Consider the following 9,747-nt stretch of genomic DNA (forward strand, 5'->3'; position numbering starts at 1 on the left):
CAAGCTTATGACCACCCCGCGTCCAGCCCCTCTCTACATCCGCATGCATGCGGATGACAACGTGGCCATCGTCGCCAACGACGGCGGCCTTGCCGCCGGGGCCGCGTTCGCCGACGGTCTGACCTTGCGCGAGCGTGTGCCGCAAGGCCACAAGGTTGCGCTGGTGGACCTGCCCCAGGGCACAGCGGTGCTGCGCTACAACGTGCCCATCGGTTTTGCCATGAAGGACATTCCTGCCGGCAGCTGGGTGCACGAGCGCCTGCTCGAGATGCCGTCTGCCCGCAGCCTGGACAAGTTGCCCATGGCCACCATGAAGCCGCCGGCCATGGCGCCGCTCGAGGGCTATACCTTTGATGGCTATCGCAACGCCGACGGTTCCGTCGGCACACGCAACATCTTGGCCATCACCACGACTGTCCAGTGTGTGGCGGGTGTCGTTGATTTCGCGGTCAAGCGCATCAAGAGCGAGCTGCTGCCGCGTTTCCCCCATGTGGATGACGTGGTGGGGCTGGAGCACACCTACGGCTGCGGCGTCGCCATCGACGCGCCCGATGCCATCATTCCGATACGCACGCTGCGCAACATCAGCCTGAACCCTAATTTCGGCGGCGAGGTCATGGTGGTCAGCCTGGGCTGCGAAAAACTTCAGCCCGAACGCCTGTTGCCACCGGGCACGTTTGCGATTGTTGATGAGCGCAGCGTGGCCGATGTAGGTGGCAATGCCGAAGCCGCCCTGGACGTGGTCTGCCTGCAGTCGGAGAACCACATCGGTTTCATGTCGATGATCGACTCCATCATGCAAACCGCCGAGCTGCACCTGGAGCGGCTTAATGCACGCCGCCGCGAAGCCGTGCCAGCCAGTGAACTGGTCATTGGCGTGCAGTGCGGCGGCAGCGATGCTTTTTCCGGTGTCACCGCCAACCCGGCCGTCGGCTTCGCAACCGACCTGCTGGTGCGCGCCGGTGCCACGGTCATGTTTTCAGAAACCACTGAAGTGCGCGACGGCATTGACCAGCTCACCTCGCGCGCCAGCACCCCCGAAGTTGCTGAGGCGATGATCCGCGAGATGGCCTGGTACGACGCCTACCTGAAGAAGGGTCTGGTGGACCGCAGCGCCAACACCACGCCCGGCAACAAAAAAGGCGGCCTGTCCAACATTGTCGAAAAAGCCATGGGCTCCATCGTCAAGTCGGGCAGCTCGCCCATCAGCGGCGTGTTGGCACCCGGCGAAAAGGTCAGGCAAAAAGGCCTGATTTATGCCGCCACCCCGGCCAGCGACTTTATCTGCGGCACGCTGCAGCTGGCCGCGGGCATGAATCTGCACGTTTTCACCACCGGCCGCGGCACGCCCTACGGCCTGGCCGAGTGCCCGGTGATCAAGGTCGCCACGCGCACTGACCTGGCTACGCGTTGGCACGACCTGATGGACATCAACGCCGGCCGCATTGCCGACGGCGAGGCCAGCATTTCCGACGTCGGCTGGGAGCTGTTCCACCTGATGCTGGAAGTGGCCAGCGGTCGCAAGAAAACCTGGGCTGAACACTGGAAGCTGCACAACGCGCTGGTGCTGTTCAACCCCGCACCGGTCACCTGAGCCCATTCGTTCGCCGACTCATTTCATTTTTTTTACAAGCGACACCCCATGACACAAGCCACGCCTTACCAATCGTTTCCCAACAGTTTCAAGCGCGACCTGCTGGCACACAAGAAGCTGATCGGCTGCTGGTCCTCGCTGTCCAGTGCCATCACCACCGAGGTGCTGGGTGTGGCCGGCTTCGACTGGATCCTGCTCGACGGCGAACATTCGCCGAACGACATGGCCACCTACATCCCGCAGCTGATGGCGCTCAAGGACAGCAAAAGTGCGCCTGTGGTGCGCCCCACCAGCAACAACTCGGTCGAGCTCAAGCGCCTGCTCGATGCCGGTTTCTACAACTTCCTGATTCCCTTTGTCGAAAGCGCCGAGCAGGCTCAAAGCGCGGTGTCCGCCACGCGCTACCCGCCGCAGGGCATACGCGGCGTGTCAGTGTCCCAGCGCAGCAACCGCTACGGGTCGGTGCCTGACTATTTCAAGGGCATCAACGACCACATCTGTGTGATGGTGCAGATTGAAAGCATCGCCGGCACGGCTGCAGCCGAAGAAATTGCCGCCATCGACGGTGTCGACTGCATGTTTGTCGGCCCGTCTGACCTGGCCGCTGGCCTGGGCCACCTCGGCAATGCCGGCCACCCGGAAGTGCAGGCCGCCATGGTGAAGATCTTTTCCGCCGCCAAAGCCTGCGGCAAACCGATTGGCATCCTCGCACCGGTCGAAACCGACGCGCGCCGCTACATGGAAATGGGCGCCACGTTTGTGGGTGTCGGCAGCGACCTCGGCGTGTTCCGCGGCGCCACGCAGGCCCTGCGCGACAAGTACCTCAGCTGATTTTTTCGGCTTTCCCCGTGTCATCCACAGCCATGCGGCATGACCCACAGAACGTGTACGCAGAGATGGATTGCGGGTCGGGGCCCGCAATGACAGGCAGGGGGATGGCATTCCCTGTGTCATCCCGGCCTTGAGCCGGGATCCATGCCCCCGCTTTCCATGCGCAGGCGCTGACCGCAGATATTTTTTTGAACCTACAAGGAGAATTTGAATGAGCAAGCTTGGATTTATCGGCCTCGGAATCATGGGCGCACCGATGGCGGCGCACCTGATCAAGGCCGGGCACGAAGTTTTCCTTTCCACCCGCAGCAAGGTGCCTGCAGATTTGCTGACCGGCAAGGCCGTGGCCTGCAGCTCGTCACAGGAAGTGGCTGAAAAAGCCGACATCATTTTCACGATGCTGCCCGACACACCCGATGTGGCGAAGGTGCTGTTTGGCGACAAAGGCGTGTCGTCCGGTCTGAGCAAGGGCAAGACCGTGGTGGACATGAGTTCCATCTCGCCAATGGACACCAAGGAATACGCGAAGAAGATCAACGCCCTGGGCTGCGACTACCTCGATGCGCCGGTTTCCGGCGGTGAAGTTGGCGCCAAGGCTGCCAGCCTGACCATCATGATAGGCGGCCCCGACGCAGCTTTTGAGCGCGTCAAACCGCTGTTCGAGCTGATGGGCAAAAACATCACGCTGGTCGGTGGCAACGGTGACGGCCAGACCTGCAAGGTTGCCAACCAGATCATCGTGGCGCTGAACATCGCCGCCGTCGGCGAAGCCCTGCTGTTTGCCAGCAAGGCCGGCGCCGACCCGGCCAAGGTACGCCAGGCGCTGATGGGCGGTTTTGCCGCTTCGCGCATTCTGGAAGTGCACGGCGAACGCATGATCAAACGCACTTTCAACCCGGGCTTCCGCATCGGCCTGCACCAGAAAGACCTGGGCCTGGCCTTGGCCGGTGCTCGCACGCTCGGTGTGGCACTGCCGCAAACCGCCGGTGCCGCACAGCTCATGCAGGTCTGCAGCGCCAACGGCATGCAGGACCTGGACCACTCGGCGCTGGTGCGTGCGCTCGAGCTGATGGCCAACCACGAAGTCGCCAAAGCCTGAGCCGCTGCCGGGCGTTGCCGCGGCATTGCCCCGGCAGTATTCCCTTTGCTCCTTCACCTCATTGACAGGAAACATCATGACTTTCAATCGCCGCAAAGTTCTTGCTTCTTCACTTGCCATGGGCCTGGCCGCCTCCGGCGTTCAGGCGCAGGCCTGGCCGGCCAAACCGATCCGCCTCATCGTGCCTTATCCACCCGGCGGTTCGTCCGACATCATTGCCCGCGCCATCAGCCAGCCGCTGTCAGACGCGCTCAAGCAGCCGGTGATTGTTGAAAACAAGGCAGGGGCCAATGGCAACCTCGGCGCCGACTTCGTTGCCAAGTCTTCACCCGATGGCTATACCCTGCTGCTGTGCGACACCGGCGCGCTGGCTATCAGCCCGTCGGTGTACACCAAGCTCCAGTTCGACCCGAGCAAAGACCTGCGCGGCGTGACCATGCTGGCCTATTCGCCGCACCTGCTGGTCGTGCACCCTTCGGTGCCCGCCAACAACCTCAAGGAACTGGTGGCCCTGTCGCAAACGAAGCAACTCAACTTCGCCGTCACCGCCATGGGCAGCGCGCCGCACCTTGCCGGTGTGGCCGTCGAGCGCGCCAGCAATGCGAAGTGGCAGTACATCCCCTACAAGGGCGGCTCGCAAGCCATCACCGACACCGTGAGCGGCCAAACCCAGGTGCTGATGAACGGCATGCTGGCAACGCTGCCCTTTGTACAGAACGGCCAGCTCAAGATTCTGGGTGTGTCCAAGGCCACGCGCATGCCGTTGATCGGCAACGTCCCCACGCTCCAAGAGCAGGGCATTGCCGGCTTCGAGTCCGGCACCTGGCAGGGCATTCTGGTGGCCAAAAACACGCCGGCGGCTGTGGTGGCACGGCTCAACACCGAACTCATCAAGGTCATCCGCAGCCCCGAGATCCGTGCCCGCCTCAGCGGTCAGGGTGCCGAAGTGGCAACCATGTCGCCGACTGAGCAAGACAATTTTTTCGCCCAGGAGCGCAAGCGCTGGGCAGCCGTGGTGGCTGCTGCCGGCATCAAGCTGGACTGATTCCTATGGCGCAACGCTCCTGATTTAATAGCTGCTTGCGACCGTGGAATAAGGGCTAGAGGCCGATTTGACTCTATAAAATCGGCCAACATGCCTCAAAGGCCCCTTCTGGGGCCTTTGTCTTTTCATTCCATTTCTACATCATTCGTGAACGCGAAGGCGAAGCGACGACAGTACAGACGTACGGCTAGCGAAGCCGACAAAGTGCACGGATGATTTAGAAGTGGAATCAGGCTCTGCGCCGCCGCATTCCGTACTCCACCGCTTCAAACAGCGCCTCGCTCAGCAACGCCAGCAAGGTGGCGGGCAGGGCGCCGGCCAGCAGCAACTGGCCGTCGTTGAGCGCCAAGCCGGTGACGATGCGCTCGCCGTAACCTCCTGCGCCTATGAAGGCGGCAATCGTCGCGGTGCCAATCGCAATCGAGGTGGCCGTGCGCACGCCGGCAACAATGGTGGGCAGCGCCAGCGGCAGCTCGATATGGCGCATGCGCTGGCCTGCCGTCATGCCCAGTGCCTGGCCCGCCACGCGCAGGCCTTGTGACACCTCGCCCAGGCCCGCCACCGTGTTGCGCATGATGGGTAGCAGCGAATAAAGCATCAGCGCAATCAGCGCCGGCACGGTGCCAATCACACCCAGCAGCGAGATCAGCATCGCCAGCAGCGCCAGCGAAGGCACGGTTTGCAGCAGGCCGGTGGCGCCCAGCACCACCGCGCGCAGCCGCGGGTGCGGAAACACCAGCACCGCCAGCGGAATGCCGATCAGCGCCGCCAGGCCCACGGAAATCAATGTCAGCGCCAGGTGCTGGCGGGTCAGCCGCGTCAGGTCGGGCCCGAAAAGCTTGGCCCAGAAGCCGCGCTGTGCCGGGTCGGTCGCCGCTGCCGTGCCACCTGCTTTGCCGGCCAAGTGGTCGCGCGCAATCACATCAAACGCCACGCTCTGCAGCTCGGCCCGCGCATTCATCGCAATCATCGCGTTCTCGCCAATGCTGCCTTGCAGCTTCTGCAGCGCCGCCCAGGCTTGCGGGAAGCGCTGGGGCACGTCCAGCCGGTAGAGCAGCACCGCGTCATACCGCGGAAAGTAAGCCTTGTCGTCTGCCAGCACGCGCAGGCCCAGGTGCTTGATTTTTGCGTCGGTGGTGTAGATGTCGATCACATCCACCTGCTTCTGCGCAATCGCGTCATACGCCAGGCCGTGGTCCAGCGCCGTGGGCACCTGCGTGGCGCCGTAACGCTGCGCCAGCCCGCGCCAGCCATCAGCGCGGCCTATGAATTCATTGGACAGGCCCAGCTTCAGCTCCGCGTGTTTTGCCAGATCGCTCAGCGACTGAATGCCCAGCCGCTGCGCATTGTCTTCACGCATGGCCAGCGCGTAACCGTCGTTAAACCCCAGCGGCACCGCCACCCCCAGGCCCAGCGGCGCCAGCGCTGCGTTCATTGCGTCCAGCGTCATCGGCGCCGGGCTTTTGAGAATCTCCAGGCTGATGGTGCCCACGTACTCGGGGTAAAGGTCGATGCTGCCCGAACGCAACGCCTCATAAACAATGGCCGTGTTGCCCAGGCCCTGCAGCACCGAAGGCGGTGTGGGCGTGTGCGCCGCCGCGGTTTGCGCCAGCACCTGCGCCAGGATGTAAGACTCGGTGAAACGCTTGGAGCCTATGCGCAGCGTGTCGTTGGCAGGCGGCGCTGCAAGCGCAACGCTGCCGCTCACCAGCAGCGTGAAGGCGATGCCGCAAGCCCGCAGTCTTTGCAGCCACCGGGCCGGATGTTCATCAACAAAGAGGTGTAGTGGGCTCTGCATGTCCGCAGTATCGCTGCCTCTACAGAACAGCGCCAGTTGCGCCATTGGCCGTAAATTAAATGAATTTGTGTTTCGTACGGCCAACGCGAGGTGGTGATGTTCCATTTATTCGCCGAATACAGCTATTCGACGAATAAATGGAACAACGAGCTGGTTTGGTGGCTTCAGTTCGGATGCAATTTGCTCCCGATTTAATAGCTGCTCGCGCCCGCCAAATAAGGGCCAGCAGCCATTCTTACTGCAGAAATTGGCTGGCAGCGGCTTTCAGGGGCTTTTCAGGCACTTGGCCATGCGTAGGCAGAGGGACCGCGGCAGCAGGCTGATGACCAAGCCGGCGAGCTGACTCAAGCAGTACGTATCACCGAGATGTGCTCCGCGCCACTCTCAGACAGCCAAACCTCGCCAGCCCGCCCCAGAATCTGCCGCACATTCGCACTCTCACGCGGCATGGGGTAGCGCTCAAACTTTTCGGTGCGTGCATCAAAACTCAGGGTGGCATTGCTGGCCCATTCAGCCAGCCACACCGTGTCGCGCTCATCCACATACACCGCGTAGGCCTTGGGGTTGTCGCCGGGCAGCTTCCAGGTGCGCCAGGTTTTGGCCTGCGGGTCGTGCATCGACACGTTGCCGCTGTTCCATTCACTCACCCAGATGCGGCCCTTGCTGTCGCTCCACACGCGGCGCGCGCCTTGCTTGGGCGTGGGCGGCTCCACCACGGTTGATTCACCTGTGCGCCTGTCAATCTGCGCAATGAAAGAGCCCGCCAGCGAACACCACCACACCTCGCCGGCCGGCGTGGTGCAAATGCCATACGGCCCGCGGCCACGCGGCGCCTGCTTCACAGAAACCTCGCCCGTCTTCACCGCCACCTTGCCCACGTAACCGCTCTGGCCGGTAAACCACACATCACCCGCGCCGTCGAAGGCGCAGGTGTTCAGGTTGGCATAGGGCGTGCCCGCGGGCAGGGGAAAGGCCTGCACCTTCTGGTCGGGCCAGCTCACGCGCACGATGGCGTTTTGCCCGCTGTCGGTCACCCAGGCCGCCTTGTCTGGCCCCTGAATTACGCCATGCGGCGAAGAGCCCGAGCCCAGCGCAATCAGTTCGGTGCGGCCGGTCTTGGGCTCAAACCAGCCCAGGTGGCCACTGGCCTGCGCCGTGAACCACACGCCACCGTCAGGCGCAGGCGCCAGGTCATGAATGCCCGTGCGCCGCGAGGTGGCCAGCTTCCACGACTGCATCTTGCCCGGCTGCGCCCGCGCGGCAGAGGTGAGGGCGCCGGTGATGGCCCCGGTAGCCCCGGCGCCCAGGGCGCCAAGCAAGTTGCGTCGGTTAAGTGAAACCATGGGAACCTCCTGTGGGGTGGTGGCTTGGTCATTCTCATACAAGACGAAAGGGCGCGCCCGGCAAGTGGTCGGGTGGCTGGACGCGAGTTGCCGCTTCAGCTTTTGCCGCAGCCGCTTCTTTCGATTTGCTACCGTATTGATAGCTGATTGCGCCCGTCCGATAAGGGCTAGTGGCCGATTTGACTCTAAAGAACTCGTCAAAGGGCTGTTTTCCCACCCTCAGTCATCCCGGACTGAGCCTGTCCCGGACTTGATCCGGGAATCCGGGATCCATGCCTCCGCTTCACCACACCTTGTGGCAGACTGCTTTTCGGCCCGCCGCGCAACGTGCGCAAGCACCCACCCCAACAAAACAGAAACCCCATGACCATCCAGCTCTACGCCTTCGACACCCCCAACGGCCGCAAGATCAGCGTCGCCCTCGAAGAAATGGGCCTGCCTTATGACGTGCAGGTGGTGGACATCACCAAGGGCGAGCAGACCGCGCCCGACTTCCTGAAGATCAGCCCCAACAACAAGATCCCCGCCATCATCGACCCCGACGGCCCAGGCGGTGAGCCCATCAGCGTCTTCGAGTCTGGTGCCATCCTGATCTACCTGGCGGAAAAGACCGGCACCTTTCTGCCCAAAGACCCACGCGCCCGCGTGGCGGTCATGGAGTGGCTGATGTTCCAGATGGGCGGCTTCGGCCCCATGCCCGGCCAGGTGCACCACTTCATCGCGCTGAAAGACGAAGCCGACCGCCGCTACGGCCTGGAGCGCTTCATGGCCGAGACCAAACGCCTCTACGGCGTGATGGACCGCCGGCTGGCCGACCACGCCTTCTTCGCAGGCGACGAAATTTCAATAGCCGACTTCGCCATCGTCGGCTGGATCTGGCGGCATGACCGGCACAAGGTTGATCTGGCGGAGTTTCCGAATGTGTTGCGGTGGTACCGGGCGATGATGGCGCGGGAGGCGGTGGGGCGGGGGTTTGGGGTGGCTTTGAAGCGCTCAGAATAATCCCCATTGCGACGCTTAGGATTGTGCAGCGCGAGTGCATGCAGATGTCACCCAGGAGAACTAGAGAAGTATGAATAGATCGAACCGCGTGGTGGCCATTTGCGGACTGGTCTCCATGATTGCTGGGCTTTCGCCTATTGCCTTGTCCCAAACAGAAAAAGAACCCCCGTTATTTGTGGGACAACTGGGAGACAAAAATCTAGTCTTTCATTTCCTTTCCGCTGAGGAACTGAACTTTCAGGGGTCCATACTCGAAAGGGGGCCACAAGCATTGGCAGAATACTTTGATCGTTCAATCGGAAAGGTTATTCCATTGGTTAAATCCGAAGATGGCTGGTCAATCGAATGCAGCGCGACGTTTCGAGGCAATGACTGCACCAACCCAACCGGATATTGGCGAACGCCAGAACTGCCGGGGGATTACAAAAAAGAGCGTCTCACTGTGGAATGGAAATCAAACCTTGGCGACGCGCCAGTTAAGGTAATTCTTACGGTTTCACAGTTGGAGATGTCCGGAGATCTCAGCGCCTGGCAGCAACTACTGGGCACTGGAAAGACCAGTTTGTCCCAGCTACCAAAGCGAAAAGGGGTAACCACTGGGATTCTGACAGATGACCGCTCTGGAGTTTCTGTCCCCCAGGTCTTTTCAGGGTACTCCGCTGAAGTTATGAAACGCTTTAATTCGAATCAATCAAAGGAATTGGTCGAGCGAGCGTCACAACGTCTGGAAAATCATTCCATGGGGGGAGGCGAAGACGATTCCTATGAGATCAAATATCAATCGACCAGATTTTTAGTATGGGCTGGAGGAACCGGCGGCTACTACGGTGGAAATCACGATCAGTATGGATATGACGTTCAGATGTACGACATGAAGACGGGTGATCTTCTGAAGACAACGAACAGCTTTCTCAAATATGACATCAACGAATTGATAGTCTCCGAGACGCAGAAGCTGCGTAATTTATCCTCAAAATCAGGCTGAATCGCCCCGTATTTTGAGGAGGCTCAAATCTCTGAGAGGATTGAGCCATG

The 9,747-nt window shown here is 61.4% G+C and carries 8 protein-coding genes; 6 read left to right on the plus strand and 2 right to left on the minus strand.

Annotation, left to right across the window (positions count from 1 at the left end; all coding sequences use genetic code 11):
- Positions 1–7 precede the first annotated feature (7 nt).
- The 4 genes from garD to ABI660_RS13720 all read left to right on the plus strand — a co-directional run bounded on the left by garD (position 8) and on the right by ABI660_RS13720 (position 4,569).
- Positions 8–1,594 carry a galactarate dehydratase gene (garD, locus tag ABI660_RS13705; protein ID WP_348068895.1) on the plus strand — a complete coding sequence of 529 codons (1,587 nt, stop codon included), beginning with the start codon at positions 8–10 and terminating at the stop codon, positions 1,592–1,594.
- A 48-nt stretch (positions 1,595–1,642) separates the two neighbouring features.
- The gene (gene garL, locus ABI660_RS13710; protein WP_348068897.1) at positions 1,643–2,425 is read left to right on the plus strand and encodes a 2-dehydro-3-deoxyglucarate aldolase; all 783 of its coding nucleotides are present in this window, start codon (positions 1,643–1,645) and stop codon (positions 2,423–2,425) included.
- Between the two features lie 211 nt (positions 2,426–2,636).
- A complete protein-coding gene (gene glxR / locus ABI660_RS13715; protein WP_348068899.1) occupies positions 2,637–3,524 on the plus strand; it encodes a 2-hydroxy-3-oxopropionate reductase in 888 nt (295 codons plus the stop codon).
- Positions 3,525–3,600: 76 nt separating this feature from the next.
- Complete coding sequence (locus ABI660_RS13720) at positions 3,601–4,569, plus strand: tripartite tricarboxylate transporter substrate binding protein (RefSeq protein WP_348068901.1); 969 nt, start codon at positions 3,601–3,603, stop codon at positions 4,567–4,569.
- Between the two features lie 229 nt (positions 4,570–4,798).
- On the opposite strand, the gene ABI660_RS13725 is transcribed toward ABI660_RS13720, so the two are convergent.
- Both ABI660_RS13725 and ABI660_RS13730 read right to left on the minus strand, forming a co-directional pair.
- Positions 4,799–6,367 (minus strand): glycine betaine ABC transporter substrate-binding protein, encoded by a 1,569-nt coding sequence (locus ABI660_RS13725; RefSeq protein ID WP_348068903.1) that lies wholly within the window; start codon positions 6,365–6,367, stop codon positions 4,799–4,801.
- A 344-nt stretch (positions 6,368–6,711) separates the two neighbouring features.
- Positions 6,712–7,710 carry a lyase gene (locus ABI660_RS13730; protein ID WP_348068905.1) on the minus strand — a complete coding sequence of 333 codons (999 nt, stop codon included), beginning with the start codon at positions 7,708–7,710 and terminating at the stop codon, positions 6,712–6,714.
- Between the two features lie 363 nt (positions 7,711–8,073).
- Here ABI660_RS13730 and ABI660_RS13735 point away from each other — a divergent pair, with 363 nt between their 5' ends.
- Together ABI660_RS13735 and ABI660_RS13740 are read left to right on the plus strand one after the other, a co-directional pair.
- Complete coding sequence (locus tag ABI660_RS13735) at positions 8,074–8,712, plus strand: glutathione binding-like protein (RefSeq protein ID WP_348068907.1); 639 nt, start codon at positions 8,074–8,076, stop codon at positions 8,710–8,712.
- A gap of 70 nt (positions 8,713–8,782) precedes the next feature.
- Complete coding sequence (locus ABI660_RS13740) at positions 8,783–9,697, plus strand: hypothetical protein (protein ID WP_348068909.1); 915 nt, start codon at positions 8,783–8,785, stop codon at positions 9,695–9,697.
- The last annotated feature ends 50 nt before the right edge of the window (positions 9,698–9,747 follow it).

The organism is Polaromonas sp., from assembly GCF_039930745.1.
In the GTDB taxonomy this organism is placed as follows: domain Bacteria; phylum Pseudomonadota; class Gammaproteobacteria; order Burkholderiales; family Burkholderiaceae_C; genus Polaromonas.

Excerpts from the sequence above, each read along its gene's own strand:
- garD (WP_348068895.1), top strand. The coding sequence starts at position 8 with ATGACCACCCCGCGTCCAGCCCCTCTCTACATCCGCATGCATGCGGAT.
- garL (WP_348068897.1), top strand. The coding sequence starts at position 1,643 with ATGACACAAGCCACGCCTTACCAATCGTTTCCCAACAGTTTCAAGCGC.
- glxR (WP_348068899.1), top strand. The coding sequence starts at position 2,637 with ATGAGCAAGCTTGGATTTATCGGCCTCGGAATCATGGGCGCACCGATG.
- ABI660_RS13720 (WP_348068901.1), top strand. The coding sequence starts at position 3,601 with ATGACTTTCAATCGCCGCAAAGTTCTTGCTTCTTCACTTGCCATGGGC.
- ABI660_RS13725 (WP_348068903.1), bottom strand. The coding sequence starts at position 6,367 with ATGCAGAGCCCACTACACCTCTTTGTTGATGAACATCCGGCCCGGTGG.
- ABI660_RS13730 (WP_348068905.1), bottom strand. The coding sequence starts at position 7,710 with ATGGTTTCACTTAACCGACGCAACTTGCTTGGCGCCCTGGGCGCCGGG.
- ABI660_RS13735 (WP_348068907.1), top strand. The coding sequence starts at position 8,074 with ATGACCATCCAGCTCTACGCCTTCGACACCCCCAACGGCCGCAAGATC.
- ABI660_RS13740 (WP_348068909.1), top strand. The coding sequence starts at position 8,783 with ATGAATAGATCGAACCGCGTGGTGGCCATTTGCGGACTGGTCTCCATG.